Raw genomic sequence first — 22293 nt, forward strand, 5'->3', positions numbered from 1 at the left:
CAAATGAACAAGAACTCATCTCTCCCCGACCAGCGCGCGCCCTATCCGGCGCTGCGGTCCGAGCGGCCTACCCTGCCGTGGCGGCGGGCGGCGGCGGTCTCGGCGGCCGTGCTGGCAGCGGCGCTCATGGCCGGCTGTGCTTCCTTCACCGATCTCGGTGCGCGCGCCGAACCCAAGTCCATCGACCACTACCAGAGCAGCCAGACCCTGGCCGCCACGGCCGTGCAAGCCGCCTGGCCGAGCGACCAGTGGTGGACGGTCTACGGTGATGCCCAGTTGAATGCCCTCATCGCCGAAGCCCTGCAAAATGCGCCCTCGATGGCCGTGGCCAAGGCCCGCCTGATGAAGGCCGAGGGCACGGCCCAGCAGCAAGGTGCGGCACTCTATCCGCAGGTGAGCGGCAATGCCTCGCTGGACCGCATGAAGCAGTCCTACAACAATGGCGTGCCGCCGGACTTCGTGCCCAAGGGCTACAACAACGAAACCCGCGCCACGCTGGACTTCAGCTACGAAATCGATTTCTGGGGCAAGAACCGCGCCGCGCTGGCGGCGGCCACCTCCGAACTGGAAGCCAGCCGGGCCGATGCCGCCCAGGCGCGCATCACCCTGGCCACCTCGATTGCCTCGGCCTACGCCGACCTGGCCCAGCTCTACGCCCAGCGCGACACCAATGAAGCCGCGCTCAAGGTGCGTGAAGAAACCCTGGACCTGTTCAACCAGCGCTTCACCAATGGTCTGGAGACGCGTGGCTCGGTCAAGCAGATGGAAGCGCGCCGCGCCATTGCCCAGGCCGACCTCAAAGCCACCGACGAATCCATCGCCCTGCAACGCAACAAGCTGGCCGCACTGGCCGGGGCAGGCCCGGATCGCGGCTTGCAGCTGGCGCGTCCGCAGATCGATCTGTCCAAACCCTTTGGCTTGCCCGCGCAATTGCCGGTGGAACTGCTGGGCCGCCGTCCCGACATCGTCGCCGCTCGCCTGCGCGCCGAAGCGGCGGGCAAGCAGATCAAGGTGGCGCGTGCAGCCTTCTATCCGAATGTGAACCTGTCGGCCTACTTCGGCTTCCAGTCGCTGGGCATCGACATGCTTACCCGCAGCGGCTCCGACATCGGCAGCTTCGGCCCGGCGATCTCGCTCCCCATCTTCAATGGCGGCCGCCTGCGCGGTCAGTTCCGCTCGGCCAGCGCCAGCTATGACGAAGCCGTGGCCAACTATGACCAGGCCGTCACCCAGGCCCTGCAGGATGTGGCCGACGTCGGCGTGAGCGAGAAGGCCCTGGCCGGCCGACTGCAGGACGTACAAGCTGCAGCCGACGCTGCCGAAGAGGCCTATCGCATCGTCAGCAACCGCTACAACGGCGGCCTCAACACCTACCTCGACGTGCTCAATGCGCAGGACACGCTCATCAGCAACCTGCGCCAGCTCTCCGACCTGCGCTCGCGCCTGTTCACCCTGGATGTCGCGCTGGTGCGCGCCCTGGGCGGCGGCTACCGCTCCGCCGACGACAGCAAGAGTCAAAACAGCGCCACCGCGCCCCACACCGAACAGCAAGCGAAAGGTTGAACATCATGTCCCACAGCGATTCCCAAGCGGCCCACACCCTGGCCGAAGAAACCCGTCAGCGCAATGAAGCGGCCACCAAGGCAGCCGCTGCGCAAAAGCGCAAGAAGCTCTTTGCCATCTTCGGCGGCGTGGTCGCCATCGCCGCCATCGGCTATGGCAGCTACTGGTACCTGATCGGCTCGCGCTACGTCGAGACCGACAATGCCTACACCGCCACCGAAGTGGCCACCGTCACCCCAGCCATCAATGGCATCGTGGCCGCCGTTGACGTGGTCGATACCCAGGCAGTCAAGAAGGGCGACGTGCTGGTGCGCATCGACGACGCCGATGCCAAGCTGGCCGTGGACCAGGCCGCGGCCGACCTGGACCGCACCGAGCGCAAGGTCAAGGGCTACTTCGCCAACGATGCCGGCCTGGCCGCCCAGGTGCTGGCCCGTGAGGCCGAGCAGAAGCGTGCCAGTGCCCAGTTGCTGTCGGCGCAGGCCGATATGAAGCGCGCCGAGATCGACCTGCAGCGCCGCGAGGCGCTGGCCAAGTCGGGTTCGGTGTCGGGTGAAGAACTGAGCAATGCGCGCACTGCCCTGCTGACCGCCCAGGCCAACCTGAAAGCCGCTGAAGCTGCCGAAGTGCAGTCCCGCGCCAACATCAAGGCGACCCAGGGTGCGCAAAAGGCCAGTACCGTACTGACGGCCAATACCACCGTGGACGACAACCCGGAAGTGGTCCTGGCCCGCGCCAAGCTGGATCAGGCCAAGCTGGACCTGGAGCGCACCGTGCTGCGCGCCCCGGTGGATGGCGTCATTGCCCGCCGCCAGGTGCAGGTCGGCCAGCGCGTGCAGAGCGGCGCCAGCCTGCTGTCGGTGGTGCCGCTGCAGCAGATGCACGTGGATGCCAACTTCAAGGAAGGACAACTGACCAAGGTACGCATCGGCCAGCCGGTGACCATGAAGGCGGACATCTATGGCGGCTCGGTGGAATACCACGGCGTGGTCACCGGCCTCTCCGGTGGTACCGGTTCGGCCTTTGCGGTGATCCCGGCGCAGAACGCCACCGGTAACTGGATCAAGGTGGTGCAGCGCCTGCCGGTGCGCATCTCGCTGGATCCCAAGGAACTGGCGCAGCGTCCGCTGTCGGTGGGCCTGTCGATGGTGGTGGAGATCGATACGCGCGGCCAGATGCAGGCCGGTGACGCTCAGCCCAAGTCGGCCAGCACCGAGACCCGGGCCGGCGCGCTGTAAACCGGCGAGCACAAGGAAAGACTCATCATGTCATCCACAACAAGCGCAGCGGCGGGCGACCTGCCCGCCCCCAAGCCTGCCGCCCAGCCCGGCCTCTTCGAGGCCCCGCTGACCGGCGGCCAACTGGTGGGCGCCGGCATCCTGCTGGCCGCCGCCAACTTCATCGCGGTGCTCGACACCACCATTGCCAACGTCTCGGTCTCGACCATCGCCGGGGCTCTGGGCGCCTCGACCAGCCAGGGCACCTACGTCATCACCTCCTATGCGGTGGCCGAAGCCATCACCGTGCCCCTGACCGGCTGGCTGGCCAATCGCTTCGGCACGGTGCGCGTGTTCATCCTGTCGATGGTCATGTTCGGGCTGTTCTCGGCGCTCTGCGGACTGGCCAATTCGCTGGGCATGCTGATCGCCTTCCGCGTCATGCAGGGCCTGGCCGGGGGGCCGCTGATGCCGCTGTCGCAAACCCTGCTGCTGCGCATCTTCCCCAAGGAAAAAGCGCCGGCTGCCGTGGGGCTGTGGGCCATGACCACGCTGGTGGCGCCGATTGCCGGCCCGATCCTGGGCGGGGTGCTGTGCGACCAGTACAGCTGGCCCTACATCTTCTGGATCAACGTGCCGGTGGCGCTGATCTGCGGCTATCTCGGCTGGCGCATGCTCAAGCGCTTCGAGACCAAGACCAGCAAACTGCCCATCGACCGCGTGGGGCTGATCCTGATGGTGGTCTGGGTGGCCGCCCTGCAGCTGATGCTCGATGAAGGCAAGGAGAAGGACTGGTTCGCCTCCACCGAGATCGTGCTGCTGGCCGTGACCGCCGTGGTGTTCTTCATTGCCTTCCTGATCTGGGAGCTGACCGAGCACAATCCCATCGTCGACCTGCGGGTGTTCCGCCATCGCGGCTTCACCGCCAGCGTGACCACTATCTGCCTGGCCTTCGGTGCCTTCTTCGGCTCGGTGGTGTTGACACCCCTCTGGCTGCAGGGCTACATGGGCTACACCGCCACCTGGTCGGGCTGCATTTCGGCGCTGACCGGCATCCTGGCCGTGTTGACCGCCCCCATGGTGGCCAAGATGTCCACCACCGTCGATGCGCGCAAGCTGGTCTGCATCGGCGTGACCTGGCTGGGCTTCATCACCTTCCTGCGGGCCTTCAACAACACCGACATGTCGTTCTTCCAGATCGGCTGGCCGCTGTTCCTGCAGGGGATCGGACTGCCGCTGTTCTTCGTGCCGCTCACCGGCCTGGCGCTCTCCAGCGTGAACGAGGAAGAGACCGCATCGGCGGCCGGCCTGATGAGTTTCTGCCGCACCATGGCCGGGGCGATTGCGACCTCCATCGTCAATACCAGCTGGGAAAACGACGCCACCTACTTCCACGCCGAACTGTCCGGCCTGGTGGATCGCAGCGGCGATGCGGTCAATGCCATGATGGCCTCCGGCATGAGTGCCGAGCAGGCAACGGGCTCGCTGGCGCAGACGGTGCAGAACCAGGCCGTGATGCTGGCCACCAACCACATCTTCATGATGGCGGCGGTGTCCTTCTCGCTGGCGGCGCTGGCGGTGTGGCTGGCACCGAAACCGACACGGGTGGCCGATACGAGCTCGGCGCACTGATCGACAAGCTCTCCCCCCACAGTCCGTCTCCCCCCTGCGGACTGGGCAGGCGGCCACTTCGGTGGCCGCCTGTTTTTTTGGGCCCAAGGCTTGATTGAACAGTCAAAAAAATCGAACTTTCTGGACATGCGCTCGCTTCTTTGTCCTGCTTCAACCCCATGCAGGGCGCTACCCTTGGCTGCACTCCCCCAATGCGCGTACAATCCCGGCTCAAGCATGCGGACCAAGGTCCGCATTTTTGATTTATGGTGGCCCGCCCGGCGCGGCCGCCAGGCTGACTTCCCGCCGCCCGCCGTGGCCTGATCACACCGTGGCCTGCCCGCGCGGCCCTGCATTCCCGAACTTGCAAGAAGCGATCCCTGCATCGCCACCCAGACTCATGACCAAAGACCTCGCCGCCCACACGCCAATGATGCATTGGGGTCTTCTCCTAGCAAGCCGCCACACAAACTGACGAAATTACGCCAAAAGTTACGCCAAAAATAAGGTGCACCACCTAGTCAAAATGGTGGTCCGGGATCGACCCGACCGAAGGCGATCTGCCAGGTCTGCCAATAGGCAACGGCGGGACCGTCAACACCGCCGAGCCGCTCGATGCCATAGATAACCATCCCCCGCTCATCGAGCCAGAGGATCTCCGGATTTAGCAGGCACATTAGCCTGGCGGGAAAATACCGAAGATGCGGGTCCAGCTGATCATTGAAACTTATGATTTCCGCGATGGATTGAAATTCAGCCCGATCATGAACGCGCGAGATCTTCAGCTCGCCGACCACTGGCACTGCCTGGCGCCGCTGGACAACAGAGAGGTTTACTCCGCGCTCTTTGAGTCGCCGCACGGTAACCAGAACGCCATGGCGTGGTGCCCGGCACATTTGCGCGCCATGGCCAGGCCCGGCCGATCTGGGAAGGCCAATATCATCCGGCTGCGGATGCGGGTCCATTTGGTCGAGAGCGATAGGCATTGCTTTTTATTAATACTGTATATAAATACAGTATTTTAAGCAAAAAAAAGCGACCGTGCAGACATCTGCACTAATCGCCTTAATGGTGACTGGATCTCAGTCCACCTGCCGCAAGCACGCGTATAAGGAGTTGCCCAATGGCGTAGTCTGGTACTTCAAGTCGCCACCGCCCATGCTTCCATCGGCATACAACTCGAACAACCCCGCATTGGCGAGTCGTGGTACGGCCAGCATGTCATCGTGCACAGGCTCGCCTTCGACTTGAATGAAATACTCGAGATCCCCAAGGTATGCAACGTCAATTGCATGGGCCAACATAAAGAATGCTGTACGCGTCAGCTCATCATTCAGATATGCGGCGAAGATTCTACCCAGCAATACCGGCTTCTGCAGATCCGAAAATTTCTCGATCACCAATAGAAGTCGCTCACCTATCTCCTCCGCGTACTCATCCTCTATGAGCTTGTTGCGCATCGCCTCGCTTTCTAGCGTCCGCTGGAGCCTCGGCTCCTGGAGAAACTTCTCCAACTTGCTCATCAGAAGCCTGTCACGAACAGCCCCCAATTCTTTAGCCAACGCGACTGCATAGTTGACTACTGGTATCGCCTTGACCAGTGGACTGTCGACGACGATATCAATTACCGCCTCGGCATGCTGCGCCAACACTTTCGCCAGCTCTCCGCCCGCTTTCTTCATTTTTTCCCCCGTTGTATGTCGGAGAGCTGAGTATAACCAGCACCGAGCTAGAAGAGGCCCGCTGGTTCCATGTCTCTATCCCAGCTGTAAATGATCAGCTCGCCTCGCTTGACAGCCTTGCCGCCGCCGCCGACCGTGTAGTCAATGCTCAGCTCGTCCAGTTGGAAGCCTGCAAAGATCTCTCGGATCGCCGGGTGGTCGTTGATGCTGACGATAGCCTTGCCCTGCAGCGAACGCATCAGCGATGCCATTTTCTCGTACTCACCAACCGGGAATGGCACCCCGTACCCTTCCGTCTCCAGGTAGGGCGGGTCCATGTAGAAAAAGGTATGGGGCCGATCATAGCGCTCAATGCACTTTGCCCAGTCAAGACGCTCGATCTGCGCTGCTGCCAGACGCAGGTGTGCGGCCGACAGCGTCTCCTCGATCCGGAGCAGGTTGACGGGAGGTGCCGTCGTGGCCGTGCCCCATGTTTGTCCCTCGACCTTTCCGCCGAAGCAATGCTGCTGCAGGTAGAAGAACCGGGCCGCACGCTGGATGTCCGTGAGGGTTTCAGGCGGCGTATCCTGCAGCCACTTGAAGATTTCCCTGCTAGACAGTGACCACTTGAACTGGCGGACGAACTCCTCCAGATGGTTCTGGACGACACGGTATAAATTGACCACATCGCCATTAACATCGTTGATCACCTCGACCTTGGCCGGCGATCTCAGGAAGTACAGCGCCGCGCCGCCTGCAAACACTTCGACATAGCAGGTATGGACGGGAAAACGGGGGATGATGATGTCGGCCAGGCGACGCTTGCCGCCGAGCCAAGGAATGATAGGGGATGGTGTTGCCACTGTGAACCTTTCTTGTTGTGGTAGACTCCTGCCCGCCTCGCGAGGCTGGTAGGGCCTTGCTTGATTCACTGCTAACTCAGTGGATTGAGGCCCGGTCCGGTTGCTCCAACAACCGGCCGGGCGCTCTACTCTTACTGCCGCCCTGCTTCGTTAATCACTTGCTCTGCACGGTGGTACTTGTCGACGCAGGCGTTGAGGTCCCGCACGATGTCGTCGCCTTCGAGGGCGAAATCGAGAATTCGCTCAGCAGCCGCTGGCAGAAGGTCGGCTCGCGCTTCTCGATCCCCAGCGGCGGCAGCTTGGGCAGCGGCGGCTGCACTAGCCGCGTCGACGGCGACTGACAAGCGCACAGCACCAGTGCGCAGCTCATCGCGCAGAACAGCCATCCGTTTTTTTGCATCGTCTTTCTCCTTTTGAAGAGCGGCCGTCATGTTGGCGAAGGCCTGCTGGCCTCCCCGTTCGGCCTCCCGGTATCGTTCGGTGGCGCTGGCCAGAGCAATGGCGTGCTGCTCGCTAACCTTCGCCTCCCTGCCCTCATCAATCTGCGCCTGGCGGTGACCACCCCATAGGTAGCCGCCAATCAGGCCCAGGCAGAGGGCCAGCACGACAGCGCCGAAGCCCTGAAGTCGGTTCATGGGATCACCTCCAGCGCACGCTCCCAGATGGCCTTGCGCTCGACAAAACCATTAGCGTCCCCGATGGCCACCGTTTTCTTGCCTCGGTTGACCAGGTCGCTCACGCCATCGATGTCGCCGGCATCAGCCCACTTGGCCAGGCCATTGACCGACCAGAACCAGCCAGCAGCGCGACAACCGTGGACTGGCTCGCACAGGAGGCGAGGCTGCTCCACGCAATCTACGTGCAGCGCCATCATGGCGGCCAGGTGGTTGAGGTAGCCGGTGATCTGGATCGGACCATGGCCCTTCCAGAAGCGGCCCGGCGTCGTGCCATTGGCGGCCGCGATCCGGATCGCCTCCGGATTGGTGTTACCGAGATCCGCGCGATTGTCATAGGCGGCACCGCTGGCCAGCTCCTCCATGAACCGGAACTGCCCCGATTCATGACCGATCTGCGAGAGGAAGGCCGCCATGCGCAGGCGCGTGTCGATCCCGAACTCCTGCATGGCTGCGTTGAGGGGCTCCAAAAACAACGATGCCCGCGTGGAAGCGGGCATGATGAGCTGGAGCTGGGTAAGCGTGAGAATCATCTCGGCTCTCCTGTATCGGTTGCACGACGGTTGCGGTAAATCCACCCACCGGCCAGCAGGCCGGCCACCCCAACGTTCGAGATCACCTCGGCCGGCTGTGGGCTGATGTAGCCATACAGCGGACCGGTGATCACCCCAAATGCGCCCACCGCTGATATGACGTACCACGCACGCACCAGGTGATTGCTGCGATGGTTCATTCGGTTCAGCGCAAAGACGCAATGGAGGAAGAGCGCGAGGCTGGCCAGGAAGTTGACGACCAGCAGATAGTCGGTTGCGAGCAGGATCTTGATCATTTGGATGGCTCCTGGTTGATGTTGCCCCCTCCGAATTTCGTACGCATCCACCCCAGTGCCAGCGGAATCACGGTCTGCGAACTCGCCCCGATCACAAAGCCGCTACACAGTCTGGTGGCCTCCGAATACTTCCCGGACCAGGCAAACACGTCGGACTGGATGGCCCAGGCGTGCAGCATCGGCCCGACGTAACCGCCCATGAGCGCGCTGGTGATCAGGATCATCACTGCACGCGGGCGGGATACCGGGGGCAGGCTGGAGAGCATGGCCAGACCACCGGCCAGCCCTGCCAGCAGCATCTCGTACTGCAGTCCCAGGAAAGACCCTGTAATGGTGATCGTGCCGACGGCAAAGGCCCCCGAGCCGGCTCCGATCACTGCCCCTGTTGTTGGTTCTGGCATGTATGTCCCCGATGAAAAAAAAGCCCGCCTTCTGGCGGGCATGAGCTGTGCAGACGTCTGCACTGTTCGCGTTATTGCGGAGGTGCAATAGAGAATTGCGGGTCGCGATCCGTTTCCACCCACTCGGCTCCGTTCCACCGCGTGGCGTACAGCGGCTTTTCAAAGTCGTCCGGAACGTCCTCGCCGACAGCGCCTGGGAAGTCCTCCAGGTAGCCATAGGCCACGAGGCGTCCATCGGCAGCTGAATAGAACGCTTTCTTTGTCATGCGACATCTCCATTGGGCACGGTGAAGCTGGTTACGGAAACTTGCGACTGAATCGCACTCAGGTTCGGTGCACCTGTGGTAAGGGCGACCGAGACGATCAGCTGCTGATTCAGGTTGGGGAAATCGATATCATCGTTGTAGTACGAGGTCTCGGAGGCCGACGACACGCCAACAGAGATCGCCTTGCCGACGTAACCGGAGATGAACCGGTAATCGATAACTGCTGTGCCCCCGCCACCGGAATTTGCGGAAAGGAAGGAGAAGCAGCGAGCAGCAACCCTATTAGCCCATGCCGGCCATAGGGACTGGCCACTGAACACGACCTCGCCACCGCTAGTATTCCCCACGACGCCAAGCCCGATAGGTGATGCATACGAATTAAGACATCCGCTCAACACGCAGCGGCGAATGGCGGATCCGTCCCAGTACACCGTGTGGCCATATACCCAGGAGGAAAAGCCACTGATGGGATTAGGACCGAGGCCAGGCGCGTTCTTGCTCCAGACGGCCCGCTCGTTTCCGGCATCATCAACAATGAAGAACAAGTTAATGAAGCCGCTGGAGAATGCTGCAAGCTGATCCCGTCCACCGGCTGCCGGCCCAGCGACCGCAGCATCCGCTGAGATAACAGCCGTGCTGCGCGAAGCCCACACTGCCCCGGTGGCAGGGTTGCGATAGGCCCGAGCAAGACAAGTAAAGTCATACTTCGTCGTCGGAGCGGCTGCGTTTGCTTTTCCGAATAAGCCGCGCACCCACCCGCCCCCCGTCGCAGCAGGGTCAGGCAATGCCAATACGCTTCTCAGCGTAGCCGCATTGGCACTGTCTTCCCCCAGGAATGCGGCAATGAAATCCCGTAAATCACCCAGCGCCTGGCGCATCTCTGCATGCGTAGTCGCGGGAACCTTGTTCCCATTCAATAAAATCTTACTCGGCAATGCCGTCATTTACTTCTCCTCAGTAACCTTGAATATGCGCGTCTACGAGACCAGCGACAGCAGCTCCCGCACTATTGAAGCAACGAATCAACGGGCCCGATACATGACTCTTGTCCATGCATCTAGCGGTAACCGCTGCTCCACCGTCTGCCTGCAGCGTGAGCTGGACGTTCTGAATGTTCAGGAAGGATTTCTTCAGAGGTAGGCGCGTACCCGTCTCTGAGATGGCGATATCGTCAAAGCGCTCGTCAATATCGGGGACATCAATGAGCGCCTTGCACTTGCCAATCTCACCGCGCTCAGAACCAATATCTACGCTGAAGCGGAACTGATATTGAATGGCCTGAGCGGCCAGTGATCCAGGCCAGGGTATGTATCCAGACAGAGGCCGATAGAACAGATCATCATCACCAGCAAAGAACTGCATCCCATCTGCCTGGAAGAAGGGCTCTCCGCCTCCGGACCGATATTCAATTGTGCGAGCCCCGCCCTGAAACTCCACGTCCAGAGTCAACTGCAAACTGGCCGCCACGGCCGCAGGGATAATCGCGGGCGTCTCGTACACCATCCTTTTGTAGCTATCGGAGAAAAACACCTGACTATCATCTAGCGGCCAGAAATCAGCGAGATCGTTTTTCCAGAACTGCAGCGTGCCTTCGGCAAGCAAGGCCCCATCAATGATCTGAGCACCGTCAATCACTCCGGGATATCCGTCTGCATGAAAATCGAACTCCTCCACCACGTTTGCCACCAGCGCGTCACCGAGCTGCGTGACGATGTAACTCGGGGAGTTTGAGACATCCCCCTGGCGGTTTTCGGCCTTGATCAACAACGTCAACGGCCCCTGCGGTGTAGAGACAAGCTTGTAAGGGCTGCTCATGACCAAGCCATCTACCAGATCGTTGGCATCACCCCAGCTTCGGTTAGAACCGTAGTGATATCTCAATCGATACCCGGCAAGCTCCGCATCAATGACTGCGCCCCATGTCAGAACATCCCCGTTGATCGAGAACCAAGGAACGTCTTGTGGCGGCCCCTGATTTCCCTGCAACGGTGTCACATTGCTAAGCGCCACGGCTGACCCAACGTCAATGCTGTTGAATGCCCTTACGCGTACTTGATAGGCACCGGCATAGATCCCTGGGACTTCAGCACTGAGCCCGCCCGTGCGCGGCAATGCATACCATTCACCGTTATCGCGCCGCCATTCGATCTGGTACTCACTTGCCCGCACAGCCGCGTCCCAGGCGATCACAAGCGTTGTTATCGAGGCCCCCTTCGTGGAGGTCGTATAGGTCGACAATCTAACGTTGGTAGGCGGGGGCTGAAACCGCATTGGCACTACGCTGGTTGGCCGATCACCTATCAGGGTGCCCTGCTCTACATAATCGAATTTCCCAGGCTCATGCTGAAGAGCTGTGATCTCGAAAATGAGACCATCTTTCTGAGTTACCGACATCACCTTGTAGGTTGGCGCGACCAGGTCAACGCTTCCGACATACCAGATCGATTGCGGCTCAGGATTAGAAGAAAACGCAACCGTCACAGTCACGTCATCACCATCCACCGACTCCACCAAGCGATCTTCAGATACCGCGGTCGGCATAATGACTGTGAACGTATCGCCCGGCGACACCGTCGGAGCCTTATCCAAGGTGATTGTCCGGCCGTTGACCGCCCGGATACGCCCACCATTTCGGCGGCCCATCTTCTTGGGATCTGCCACGCGGACGATCTGCCCAGGCGCAGCAATTGCTCCCTCCATGCCCACCTGAAACGTAATCGTCTCTGTTTCCAACCTTGAAGTGGCCAGTGCCCAACGACCTGCTCGCTGGGCTTGCCCTTGGGATGTGCAGCCGAACGCCGTCAGCTCTAAAGGCCGAAAGCCGTACCGTTCAATACCGATGGCGTCTTCGACATACTCATTTTTGGCGCGGTAGAAGTCAGTCGGGTCATTCCAGCTCACGAGCGCGGTGGTGTAGCGTGTACGACGACTGCTACCAACCCTAGTGAACTTCCCATCAACAACATTGGCAGCCGTGTACACATACATGGGCTCGCCAGGCATATCGGCCGAGGTCATCATCTTGCCGCCGCCCCAGTAGACGATGCCACGGAAGATCGACGCCAGATCCTGCAGCACCCGATATGCGGCGGCCTCCTTCTGGATGTACACGTTACAGGCGAAGCGCGGCTCGTAACCACCCTTCCCGTCAGGCACCAGCTCGTCGCAATATCGAGCGATGCGATAAAGCTCCCACTTGTCAATCTGCGACGCATCGACCCGTTTTCCAGCTCCGTACCTCTTGTGCAGCACCAGGTCGTAATAGATCCACACCGGGTTATCGGTCCAGGCCGGCTTCCAAGTGCCGTCCCAGAGCCCCGAATAGGTTCGCGCATCAGGGTCATAATTCGACGGTACCGCGATGATGCGCAACTTCATCAAATACGCCCGTGATGGAACGCTCTGAAACTGAGAGGCATCAACCATCAGAGCCATCAACGCCGACATCGGATAGCGCAGCTTTGCATCAATCAACTCGGTATACGACTCCACCATCGTGGTATCGACGATGCGCGCACTATTGGCATTCGGTGTCAGACGGCGAACCCGCACGCGCCAACCAGAAACCGTGGCGCGTGGCAAATTGAATCGATGGCTGCGACTGTACTTACTGGTCGTTTTTCCGTCGAACGCGGAACTGACGACCACCTGAAACGCGCCACCATCTGTCGAAAGCTCGATGACATACTCGACCCTATACCCCTTAACATCACCATTCGAACTATCGGTCTGGCTCAGCCCAGGGACCGACAGACGCACACGTAGGCCGGACAGCTGAAGGTTCGTGATACTTCGCGTCCACGGAGTATCCGAGCGCAGCTCGCTCGATGCTGCTAACTCGTTGGCAACTTCCGGGAAGCCTGGGATGTAAGATTGAAATTGGGTACCAGGCCTGAATTCCCATTGGAAGCCCGAGAAATTGTACGAGCCGTCGGCGTTCTGCAACGGCGTCTCATTAAGGAAGATCGACTGCGCGCCATTGACCAGGCCGACCACTGGCCCCTCTGAGACCAGGTCAATCACCTTAGCGTAGGAAATACTCTTGAGGCTATCCGGTGCCTCTTCGGCCGCATGTCCTTCGCTGCCACTCTTTCCACCCCCGCCATATCCAACAAGACCTCTCATGCCTGATCCTCCGCAAAGATACCGGCCGAGATAACCGCAGATCCACACATCATCGTGCCGTAGCCCAATGGAACAGGATTGCCCTGGGCACTTGTATTCACTGCTCCGTTGAAGTTATAGCTGGCAGCATTGTCTGGCTGGTCTTGCGTAGATGTTCCTCCCTTCTGTGGAACAAGCATCTGCACGACACCTCCAGCCATCATGGCGAGCCCGAACTGCATGATTGGCACACCGGAGCCGGGGAAGAAGTAGTTGACTACAGCACCGACAACCACGATGATCGCGCCGACGATGGTCTGCAAGGCACCTGCTTGCTTACTCCCCCGAAGGATAGGCGCAATGCGAATGTCGTCACTTCCGGCAGGATAAGCCAGCTGCTCGACCGTGATATTGGCCTTCCCAAGAAAAACGGAATAGACCACACCTCGGGTATGCGCTGTCATCAATTCGCGCTCGAATCCGGGCAGCAGAACGCACAAGGCTTTTACAGCCTCGCGAGCGCTCGATACGGCCAAGCGATGAACTCTGCCAAATCTCGCGCCGAGATTTCCATACAGCCGAATTGTCTTTAAGCTTTCGTTCATATCGTGGCTAAAAAAAAACGCCGGCTTGTGCCGGCTAACTTCCGCTGTAACGAACTACCAAACGCGTCACTTCGCGCCAATAGCCCCCATAAATATCGTGGCGCGACGGCCTGCCATATAGGTGGTGCAAAATCTTGCCGTCGCCGACGTATATTGCCGCGTGGTTGACCACGTTTGCCCGCACCTGCATCAAGAAACAGTCACCGACCCGAAGATCTTCAAGCTCAACTGGCTGGAAGCCAGCTGACCGAAAATGCTTCATGTAGAGATCTTCACCGCTTCCGTCGCCCCACCAGTTATCGCGGCGGGCAAAATCGGGCAGCGTGATGCCGCGCACCTGCTCAAACCAATCACGGACCAGGGCATAGCAATCGAGGACGCCATGGTAGAACTCACGACCCTCAAGAGGCGCTCTGTAACCCGAAGGCGTAAGCTCCTCAATCTCGGCGGCCTCGACGCTGCCCTCAGTGCCATCGACGCGCACGATGAACCAGGTAAGGCCCGATGCCTCGCAACTAACCCGATCAGCCTGCGTTGCCCGAGCGGGCATATCAGGGTGCGAATGCACGAGAGCAAGCAACTCTCCACGGTCCGCTGCGGCAAAGTAATCTTCCTTCGACAACACGAAGTGGTCTCCCTGTCGGCCTATGGCAGCGACATTGCGACAGCGGACGTACACATCTCGCCCACCTTCGTTGATAATCAGTCCGCAGCATTCACGCGGGTATTCGGCCACCGCATGAGCGCGGATCGCGGCTTCGATTTCAGGACTCATATCAGTTTGCTCGTATGATGTCAGCAGCGGGAAAACCACCGTAGGGCAATTCGGAATAGTCACCGAACCGGCACCGACATGAGGAAAGCCGCTTGCCACAGCTATCTAGGTTCGCATTCGCAACCGGCTGGTCCTTCGAGTTGAAGAACACCACACCCGTCCAACCGCACTCCGAACTGCGATACTCCCAGGCGCAGAGGTTTGCAACAATCCGCCGAGCAGGGAGCTGCAGCCCGTCGAAGTCCAACGGACTAGATAGCTCGAACTCGATAACTTCATCGGTTTCCGAGGTCTTCTGCTCGACGTACCAAATCTCTGAAGGAAATTCCTCGTCCGGATCCGCGTCCGGATTTCCGTCTGTGAAATTCCTTGCATCGAGGTACTTGCCAAGAGTAGTTCGCCTGGTCAACTTGGCCCCGACGAAGTCATCCAGATAGAGGCAGGCAGCACCGATGGATCCATCGATATTCGCCACTGTCAGCTTGGGCGTCGGCGGCTGGCCATCACTGGTTCTCGCAAATCCTTCAGCCTTGATAGGCCAGGCCGAGTATTCGTTACCCTGCCACCAGATCGGCCCGTCCTGCGCATAACCGTGGAATCGCAAGAAATCCCCGCTGATGGCAGTCGCATCCAGCTCAAACAACTCAACCACAGCACCCAATTCAAGCTTCTGCACATCGCTACGGATACTCATGGAGTGTTCGCCCTCTTGAAAGTCACGGTCACAGTAGATACCCCCCCGCCGGCGTCAGCAGTTGAGTACCCGCCTTCGCTCACGCGCACCAGAACCTGACCCTTGCGTGGCGCGGTCCAGTAAAAGGCTTTTCCGGCACCACCGTTGCGATCCAGGAATTCCTCAACCTCTGCGATGAGCGGCTCGGGGCCGGAAACGCTGACCGTCCAGGTATCTTGGACAGGATTCAATCCAGCCACTCCCACCTGCTCATAACCGTCGCCGAACCCGACCGTACGCAAACTGAATTTGGCCTGCCGCGTGCGAGCCCCGGATTGCTGCCAGGAGAAAGTTTCAATCGTCATCAGCTTGGTACCCCATTACGAATCTTCCAGATCACGCCATTCTGCCGCTGCTCTGCCAAGAAACGCTGGCTGATCAGCTGGTTCACAAGATCGCCGAGCTGTTTGGCAGAGGCATCGCTCTCCGACTTGGTCGAGCTATCGCTAGAGCCGTCACCGTAGAAATTGACAGTCGTCGCGACCGAGATCGGTGCGCCGGCTCCATACGCCTGCACCCCGAGGGCTCCATTAGGTCCGCGCTTTAAGGGAAAGATGCCTTCCGGGCCGGCCTCGCCCATCAGCCCCGCTCCTTTCGCAAAGGCGAACAGCGTCGGACGCGATACGACCTGTCCGCTATACGCGCTCAACGATGGCGATTCGTAGACTCCACCCAATGCGTTTGCCTTGAAACCCAAGCTGCCCCCAGAGGTGGATTGCCAGTAGTCAGCGGTACTAGATGAAGATGCCGCTCCGGAGGAGCTCGGCCCGAACGCCGACGCCGCAGCGGAGATTGCCATATTGAAGAGACCAGAAATCGCAGCACGCGCCTGCATGCGGGCGATGTCAGCAATGACCGACTTCGCCAGCTCACTGAAACTCAACTTGCCGCTCGTAGCGAAGCTCGCGAATGCATCCTCCATTCCGCGCGCGGCCGAGCTGAAGAGACTCTCCACCTGCCCCGCGACGTTTGCTGCCTGGTCAGCGTAGTTCTGCATAAACCGGCTCGCACCCACCCAACCATCCTGCTGCACTTTCTTCGTTTGCTCAGAATAGTCACGCTCCAGCTGTAGACGGGCCTCCAAGCTCGTCTGGAGGGCGGCAAACTCCTGGTCATACTGCGATTGGCTGATGCCACCGTGGGCCTCGCCTTTCTCGCGCGACTTGCGCAAGACGTCAGCTGCGCGGTCAAACTCTTGCTGCACTTGGTTGAGACGATTCAGCTGATCCCGCGCGGCATCGCCCAAGCCGGCACCATCGATCAAATTCCGGATCGCGGCCGCGCGCGTGTTGTAGGAGGCGTTGAGCGAATCTACGTATGCCTGCACATCGCGCGTGCTTTTCTCCATGAGAGAACGAGTGTCGTTGGCATACTTCTGCTCGTTCTGCAGCTGCTCATCGCGGATCTTGCGCTGCTGATTCTTTGCCTCTTCCAGCGCGCTGAGGTTCTTCTTTCGGCCAGCAATCGCTTCCTGCTGCTGTGCCAGCACCATCTCTTTATCCAGCGCCGCGCGACGGGCCTCGTAGTCGGCCCGCAGGTAGTCCTGTGTGTTAAGCAAACCGACGTCATACAGAGCCTTGTTGTTCTGAATCGTCGTGCGCAGGCCACGCTCGGCTTCTTGCATCTGCCCCTGGATGGCCTTGATCTGGGCATTGAGCGCGTTGTCAGTACCAGAGGGCGCTTTCTCTTTGTACTTATCCTCGATGTCCTTCTGCAGCTTGGCGAACAGGCCGCCCGAGAGCGGGTTTCCGGACTCACTAAAGACCACTCCGTCCAGGCGATCATTGGCAGCGCCCGTACGGTTTGCTTCCCGCATCATGGCAGTGAAATTCTGGGAAAGCTTCGCCAGCTCGTTCCGCTTACGGATGCTTTTGTCGACCGACTCGGTCAGCTGATCGACCGAGCGCGCGGCCTGTATAGAAGCGTCTCCGCTCTTCGCAGCCTCCTCCTGCTGGGCCGCCAGCTCCTTTTGCGCTGCCAGCTGCTTCTTCATTCCATCGACGCGCGACTGCAGAACATCACGGTCCGACTTGATCATCGGCGTAGCCAGACGCTTCTCATACTCAGCAATATCATGCTCAAGCATGTCAGTGCGACCGCTGTTCATCACGGTATCCCAGAAGCCCATCACCGCGTTTTTCGCCCGCTTCCAGGCACTCTCAATGGTGCCAATGTGCTCATTGATGGTGCGCGCCCGCGAGCCCATAGCCTCAGCGTAAGAACGTTCGGCCAGGTCAATGGCCGCCTGGGTGTCTCCCTGTCGCTGCAACGCAGCTATCTGGTCATATACCGACTGCGTCAGGTAGTGATATTGCTCATTCAATTTTGCGCTGGCGTCAACGGGGGAGCGGGCCAGCTCCTCAAACTCGCGCACCGTGTCTTTAACCGCACGGCCTGTGGCCACTTGCATGTCCACGGCGACGGTGGCGATCATGCCGATTTGCTCGGCAGAGTACTTTCCACTGTTTGCCAGCTCCAGGACCACTTCCTTCGCTGCCGACAAGCTGCCAAGCGTGCCAGCGGCCTGCACCGACATATCGTGCAGGCTAGCGGCAGTGGTGCCGGCAGCATTCCCGGTCACCACCAATGCGTCGGCGAACTTCTTCTCTTCAGCATGCCCCTGCAGGTACGCCACAGCGAGTCCACCGACGGCAGCAGCCAGTCCGCCAATCGCAAGCGTGGTGGGCGACAACAGAGCCGGCATCAAGCCTGACTGCTCAGCGAAGATCGAGAACGAGCGGCTGGCACCGCTGAAGTTGCCGCTGGCAATTTCCCGCGCTAGGACGCCCAACTCTCTGCGGCTGCCGCTGGTAGCCAGGCTGAAGCCATGCATACCCTTTTCGGCCTTCTCGAGCTGCTCAATCAATGGCGCAGCCTGGCTGGTCACTCCAAGCTGCGCAGCCCGATACTCCAAGAGTTCCTTTGCACTCTTGCCAGCAGTAGCGGCCTGATCTTTCAGGCGCGCTATAAAAGCGTCAGCCTTCGCGGCAGCCTCAGCACTGGTCTTATTCAGTTGCGCTTCGCTCAAGTCCAGCTGCTTGACCGCTGCAGCGTACTGCTCGGCCGAAATCCGACCTTGACCCCACAGGCTCACCAACTTGTCGGTCTGGGCCTGCAGCTCCTTCTGACTGCTTGCACCACGGCCGATAGAGCCGAGCGCCCGGTTGACCTCTGCGACCCGATCTGCAGTCTCCTGCAGGGCGCGGCTCTGCAGAGAGGCGTCGATGCGGTCGGTACCGGCCGGCGCATTACGGCCGCCTGCCTCCCGAGCCGCCGCTGCAGCAGCACGCGACGCCTCGATTTCCTTGTTGAGAGCGGCTGTCTTTTCCAGAGATGCTGCCACCGATGCGCGGATACGGGCAGCAGCATCTTCTTCGCTCTCGGCTTGAGCCCTGACCGCGACGGATGCCGCGTTCGCGGCCTCAGCATTCTTGCGCTGTGTCGCCTCCAACTGGCGAAAGGTTGCCAGCAAGGGAGCGGCCGCCTCCGAGACGCCGAGCTGCGCCGCACGCAACTCCAACGAGGCGACCTTACCACCTTGCGCCGCAGCTACCTGGCGCTGCAGACCTTCCAAATAGCGCTGCTGCGCCGCGCTCAATGCCGTAGCACCCGATGTACCAGCCGCCGAGATCTGGTTCAGCGCCGGCACGATCTTAGCTGCCGCCGAGCTGGCCTCGGTTTGTACTTCACGGACGGCCTGACCAGCCTCCCGCATGTCGGCCTTGAACTGATCCATTTCGGCCGTCAGGCCGACCGTTACGCTGCCGGCCAGGTCACCTGCGCCAGATTTAGCCATATCACATTACCCAGAAGAAGCGCCGCCCGAAGGCGGCTATTGCTGTTCACGCATCAAGCAAATCGCTGCGTGCTCCATTACCCTCACGTCGTCAAACACTTTCCGCCGCTGCACAGCAGGAACACCAAACAGGCGCATGACAGAGGGGAGCGCCGAATAGTCCAGCCCAACCGGCACCCCCATATCTGTGCGCCATTGCGTGCGCATCGCGTTGAACACCTCGACCGACGCGTAGTTCTCGGGGAAAACATCAAAAGAAGACTTGTCGCCGAGATCTTCCGGAGTCAGACCGAGGGCTGCAAGCTGCGCGGTGTCCGGCTCCGGGGTATAGAGGAACTCCGCAGCGGCGATCAGTTTCCCTGGGAGGCCTTGTAGACTTCGGCGAAGTAAGCTCGGTGAATCACCAGGGCCAGACCGTGGTAGCTGCGCAGCAATGCGCGCAGGCCGTCCTCGCTGAAGGTGCCTTCGACACCATCCCAGCCAACGACATTGACCATCACGAATTCGTCGATAGTCATCCCTGGACTCCCGTCCAGCAGCGCTTTCAATTCGTCCGGCTTGTGATAACGGACGGTCACTTTGATTTTGGTCGGCTGGGGCTCGCCGGCCACCGGAACATCCACGGGCAGGATGAACGTCGGATTAGGTTGCAGTTTGAGCATGCTTCACCTTAGGTCTGGTAGCGAGTGGGACGAGACACCAGGGCCAGGGACGCCTTGGTGGTCATGATGTTGCCCTTGGTGAGGGTCGGGGTCGCGTTGTACGACACGTAACCGTTATAGAAGATCTTCGGGCCGCTAGGCAGCGCCAGCTGCAGCGGACGGATCGCGCGGGCCTCATCAGCGGCCGAGAGCACGTCACCATGCGGCGAGGCCGGATCGTCCGCTGCCGTGATCGAGAGCGTCTGCGGCGACTTGGTCGTGGGAACCTGACGCTGCTGGTCGTCGTCCAGGAACTCCACCGTGGCGAAGTTCTGATCACCACCGGACGATTCGAATGCTGTCACCTGCGGGATCTGCTGCCAGGTCAGAACTTTTTGGAGGCTGCCGACGCCACTTCCAGCCGGGAATTTGTCCGTGCTGGAGGTGTCGATGCCCTCCAGCGTGACAGCGCCGGCGTTGAAATTCTTGATACGCGCGACGCGCTGGTTGAGTTTCAACCAACCAGGAGCGGTGACGATAACGATGTCACCCGTTGCCAAGGCAGCACCTGCTGCGACCGTGCCAATTGCTTCCAACGCGTTGGACAGTGCGGTCATGGCCACGACGGGACCAAAAGTCGCGGCAATGGAGAGTTTCGAACCGTCCGGCAAGGTATAGGACATGATGTCCCCTTTCAAAAAAAATGGCCCCAGTGGGGCCTAGTTGGAAAATATGTGAGCCCTATGCAGGACCGATCAAACGAAAATCACATACGCGGCGATACAGAGCTACCGCCTCCTCGTACAGGCTGACGGGCGCGCCGATTGGTGAAGCCTGCAATGTCTTCATACGCTCTCGAACACTCGACATCAGAGCATTGGCCTCGCTACGCTTGCCCGCGTGCACATCCACCTGCAGGCGCACGAAGTCTTGGCCAGACGGGCCATCGAGGAATTCGATAGGCTCCCCGCCGACCTGCAAGAGGATGATGAAGGGCGCCTCAGTGCCAGCTGGCACCGTATCGAAGAAGATCTTGCTGCCGACCAGATCATCGAGCAGCGTCTGCACTTGCTTTTCGATCATTGCTTCCCTTTCAATGCTTCAGCGACACGCTCCTTCAACCTGTCACGCATCGCAGTCAGCGCCACGTCCTTCTTCGCCTCATATCCTGGACGTAAGAACGGGTGCGCTGGAACAAAGATCGGCTTCGCATCGGCTCGGTGCTTCTTCCAGGTGATGCCCTCCGGCTTGCGAGGGACGTACCAATGTCCGTATTCGACCCATGCCCCGTAGAACGGCACATCGTCCTTTCCCTGTTTGCGCCATGAGACGTGATAGGTCTGCGACGTCTGCGAGGAGAGCTCTTCGATGTGCTTCTGGTAGATGTTGCCCTTCAAGATCCCCTTCTGCCGTGGCGCCCGAGCGATCACCTCTGCCTTGATGATGGAAGCGCCGGCATTAGCTGCAGATCGCAACGCGTCGGACCCAACCTGATCGGGCAGGCCCTCCAGCATCCGGATAACAGCTTCGAAGCCGTCAACCTCCATCCTGGCCATCGAGCAACCCTCCCGTACAGATCAAATACAACTCCAGCCGACGCCCGGTGCGATCAAGAACAGCGCCAATTCGATAGAATCGCCCCTGATGTCGAATCCGCATGTCAGGCGTTATGCCATTGCGGAATCGGATCCGGAAGGAGACCTCCGCCTCGGCGAAACGAGCCTGGGCTGTCTCCAGCAGGCGTCCCGAGAGGTCTTGCTGTTCCGCGTAGACGTCAGCCAACCTAACCCAGGTAGTGACGTTGTCACCGTCCGAACCTCGGCCGGAAGTGCTGTACTGAATCTGCACTAGGTGCCGCATACCTCTCGTGAACATGGCACCTCCTACCGATAGGTTCGACAGGCATCCAGCAGGCCGTCGATGAATTTGGACTGCACCGTCCCTCGATCCGACTTTGTCTCAGGGTCATATTGCTCCGCCAGCTTGGCCAGCACGTAGAGGCGAATATTCGGAGGAACGTCCTCCGGATCCGAACCGTAGCCGCAAGAGACAGAAACACGAACGTCTCGACCGCAGGGCCAGGTGGCTCCGGGGGCAGCAACCAATGTCGACTCCAATTCGCTCACCACCAGCTGATAAGTGACTGGATCTAGCGTTCGACGCATGCCGGTCTCATCCAGAAACGATACGGAGAGCACGCTCTGGACCGGATGGGGCAGATCAATCGCTGGGTACAGCCAGTCTGCTGTCACCAGCCACTCTTGCGGCATAACTGCTTGGCCGATCTGGTGCTCAAGGTCTCGGACAATGCCGAGCAGCCATAGCGTTACCAGATCGTCCATGTCAGTACTGTCGGCTTCGATACGCAAGCTCTTCTTCGCCTGGGCAAGCGTTACCGGCAGCGCGGTCGCAGGGACAACTAGCACGCGTCCCATAGCCGATCACTTCTTCCGACGATTGGCCTGGGCATCGGCGGCGGCCTGGGCATCGGCAGCGGCCTGGGCATCGGCGGCGGCCTGGGCATCGGCAGCGGCCTGGGCATCGGCGGCGGCCT

The 22293-nt window shown here is 60.2% G+C and carries 24 protein-coding genes; 3 read left to right on the forward strand and 21 right to left on the reverse strand.

Annotated features, from left to right (window positions below):
• The first annotated feature begins 3 nt into the window (after nucleotides 1–3).
• From JOD78_RS08730 to JOD78_RS08740, 3 genes are read left to right on the forward strand one after another with little or no spacing between them, the layout of a single operon-like run.
• Nucleotides 4–1563 carry an efflux transporter outer membrane subunit gene (locus JOD78_RS08730; protein WP_280920950.1) on the forward strand — a complete coding sequence of 520 codons (1560 nt, stop codon included), beginning with the start codon at nucleotides 4–6 and terminating at the stop codon, nucleotides 1561–1563.
• 5 nt (nucleotides 1564–1568) lie between these two features.
• Nucleotides 1569–2801, forward strand: coding sequence for an HlyD family efflux transporter periplasmic adaptor subunit (locus tag JOD78_RS08735; RefSeq protein ID WP_209567201.1), 1233 nt, complete (start codon nucleotides 1569–1571; stop codon nucleotides 2799–2801).
• Nucleotides 2802–2828: 27 nt separating this feature from the next.
• Nucleotides 2829–4412 carry a DHA2 family efflux MFS transporter permease subunit gene (locus JOD78_RS08740; protein ID WP_209567204.1) on the forward strand — a complete coding sequence of 528 codons (1584 nt, stop codon included), beginning with the start codon at nucleotides 2829–2831 and terminating at the stop codon, nucleotides 4410–4412.
• Between the two features lie 500 nt (nucleotides 4413–4912).
• Here JOD78_RS08740 and JOD78_RS08745 read toward each other — a convergent pair whose 3' ends face one another.
• The 21 genes from JOD78_RS08745 to JOD78_RS08845 form a co-directional block, all read right to left on the reverse strand.
• Nucleotides 4913–5377, reverse strand: a complete 465-nt coding sequence (locus tag JOD78_RS08745; RefSeq protein ID WP_209570799.1) for a hypothetical protein — start codon at nucleotides 5375–5377, stop codon at nucleotides 4913–4915.
• 96 nt (nucleotides 5378–5473) lie between these two features.
• Nucleotides 5474–6073, reverse strand: a complete 600-nt coding sequence (locus JOD78_RS08750; protein ID WP_209570800.1) for a hypothetical protein — start codon at nucleotides 6071–6073, stop codon at nucleotides 5474–5476.
• 47 nt (nucleotides 6074–6120) lie between these two features.
• Complete coding sequence (locus tag JOD78_RS08755; protein ID WP_209570801.1) at nucleotides 6121–6915, reverse strand: DNA adenine methylase; 795 nt, start codon at nucleotides 6913–6915, stop codon at nucleotides 6121–6123.
• A 131-nt stretch (nucleotides 6916–7046) separates the two neighbouring features.
• Nucleotides 7047–7550, reverse strand: coding sequence for a lysis system i-spanin subunit Rz (locus tag JOD78_RS08760; RefSeq protein WP_209570802.1), 504 nt, complete (start codon nucleotides 7548–7550; stop codon nucleotides 7047–7049).
• Nucleotides 7547–8122: a glycoside hydrolase family 19 protein gene (locus tag JOD78_RS08765; RefSeq protein WP_209570803.1), complete on the reverse strand. Its 576-nt coding sequence runs from the start codon at nucleotides 8120–8122 to the stop codon at nucleotides 7547–7549. The genes JOD78_RS08760 and JOD78_RS08765 overlap by 4 nt, the downstream gene beginning before the upstream one ends.
• Entirely contained in the window at nucleotides 8119–8418 is a 300-nt protein-coding gene (locus JOD78_RS08770; protein ID WP_209570804.1) for a hypothetical protein, read from the reverse strand. Before JOD78_RS08770 ends, JOD78_RS08765 begins: the two co-directional genes overlap by 4 nt.
• Nucleotides 8415–8819: a restriction endonuclease gene (locus tag JOD78_RS08775; protein ID WP_245202014.1), complete on the reverse strand. Its 405-nt coding sequence runs from the start codon at nucleotides 8817–8819 to the stop codon at nucleotides 8415–8417. Before JOD78_RS08775 ends, JOD78_RS08770 begins: the two co-directional genes overlap by 4 nt.
• Before the next feature lie 71 nt (nucleotides 8820–8890).
• Nucleotides 8891–9085: a hypothetical protein gene (locus JOD78_RS08780; RefSeq protein WP_209570806.1), complete on the reverse strand. Its 195-nt coding sequence runs from the start codon at nucleotides 9083–9085 to the stop codon at nucleotides 8891–8893.
• A complete protein-coding gene (locus JOD78_RS08785; RefSeq protein ID WP_209570807.1) occupies nucleotides 9082–10029 on the reverse strand; it encodes a hypothetical protein in 948 nt (315 codons plus the stop codon). Before JOD78_RS08785 ends, JOD78_RS08780 begins: the two co-directional genes overlap by 4 nt.
• A 10-nt stretch (nucleotides 10030–10039) precedes the next feature.
• On the reverse strand, nucleotides 10040–13210 hold the full coding sequence (locus JOD78_RS08790; protein ID WP_209570808.1) for a phage tail protein: 3171 nt from the start codon (nucleotides 13208–13210) through the stop codon (nucleotides 10040–10042).
• Complete coding sequence (locus JOD78_RS08795) at nucleotides 13207–13794, reverse strand: tail assembly protein (protein WP_209570809.1); 588 nt, start codon at nucleotides 13792–13794, stop codon at nucleotides 13207–13209. Before JOD78_RS08795 ends, JOD78_RS08790 begins: the two co-directional genes overlap by 4 nt.
• Before the next feature lie 34 nt (nucleotides 13795–13828).
• Nucleotides 13829–14569, reverse strand: coding sequence for a C40 family peptidase (locus tag JOD78_RS08800; protein ID WP_209570810.1), 741 nt, complete (start codon nucleotides 14567–14569; stop codon nucleotides 13829–13831).
• A gap of 1 nt (nucleotide 14570) precedes the next feature.
• The gene (locus tag JOD78_RS08805) at nucleotides 14571–15263 is read right to left on the reverse strand and encodes a phage minor tail protein L (RefSeq protein WP_209570811.1); all 693 of its coding nucleotides are present in this window, start codon (nucleotides 15261–15263) and stop codon (nucleotides 14571–14573) included.
• On the reverse strand, nucleotides 15260–15607 hold the full coding sequence (locus JOD78_RS08810; RefSeq protein ID WP_209570812.1) for a phage tail protein: 348 nt from the start codon (nucleotides 15605–15607) through the stop codon (nucleotides 15260–15262). The genes JOD78_RS08805 and JOD78_RS08810 overlap by 4 nt, the downstream gene beginning before the upstream one ends.
• Nucleotides 15607–19098: a phage tail tape measure protein gene (locus tag JOD78_RS08815; protein WP_209570813.1), complete on the reverse strand. Its 3492-nt coding sequence runs from the start codon at nucleotides 19096–19098 to the stop codon at nucleotides 15607–15609. The genes JOD78_RS08810 and JOD78_RS08815 overlap by 1 nt, the downstream gene beginning before the upstream one ends.
• Before the next feature lie 36 nt (nucleotides 19099–19134).
• Complete coding sequence (locus JOD78_RS28295; RefSeq protein WP_348534260.1) at nucleotides 19135–19533, reverse strand: DUF1799 domain-containing protein; 399 nt, start codon at nucleotides 19531–19533, stop codon at nucleotides 19135–19137.
• Nucleotides 19449–19760 carry a phage tail assembly chaperone gene (locus tag JOD78_RS27940; protein WP_245202015.1) on the reverse strand — a complete coding sequence of 104 codons (312 nt, stop codon included), beginning with the start codon at nucleotides 19758–19760 and terminating at the stop codon, nucleotides 19449–19451. Before JOD78_RS27940 ends, JOD78_RS28295 begins: the two co-directional genes overlap by 85 nt.
• An 8-nt stretch (nucleotides 19761–19768) precedes the next feature.
• A complete protein-coding gene (locus tag JOD78_RS08825) occupies nucleotides 19769–20422 on the reverse strand; it encodes a phage tail protein (RefSeq protein ID WP_209570814.1) in 654 nt (217 codons plus the stop codon).
• Between the two features lie 58 nt (nucleotides 20423–20480).
• Nucleotides 20481–20822, reverse strand: a complete 342-nt coding sequence (locus JOD78_RS08830) for a DUF3168 domain-containing protein (RefSeq protein WP_209570815.1) — start codon at nucleotides 20820–20822, stop codon at nucleotides 20481–20483.
• Nucleotides 20819–21295, reverse strand: coding sequence for an HK97-gp10 family putative phage morphogenesis protein (locus tag JOD78_RS08835; RefSeq protein ID WP_209570816.1), 477 nt, complete (start codon nucleotides 21293–21295; stop codon nucleotides 20819–20821). The genes JOD78_RS08830 and JOD78_RS08835 overlap by 4 nt, the downstream gene beginning before the upstream one ends.
• Nucleotides 21296–21622: 327 nt before the next feature.
• A complete protein-coding gene (locus tag JOD78_RS08845; protein ID WP_245202016.1) occupies nucleotides 21623–22174 on the reverse strand; it encodes a hypothetical protein in 552 nt (183 codons plus the stop codon).
• Nucleotides 22175–22293 lie beyond the last annotated feature (119 nt).

It is taken from the genome of Herbaspirillum sp. 1130, assembly GCF_017833835.1.
In the GTDB taxonomy this organism is placed as follows: Bacteria; Pseudomonadota; Gammaproteobacteria; order Burkholderiales; family Burkholderiaceae_D; genus Herbaspirillum; species Herbaspirillum huttiense.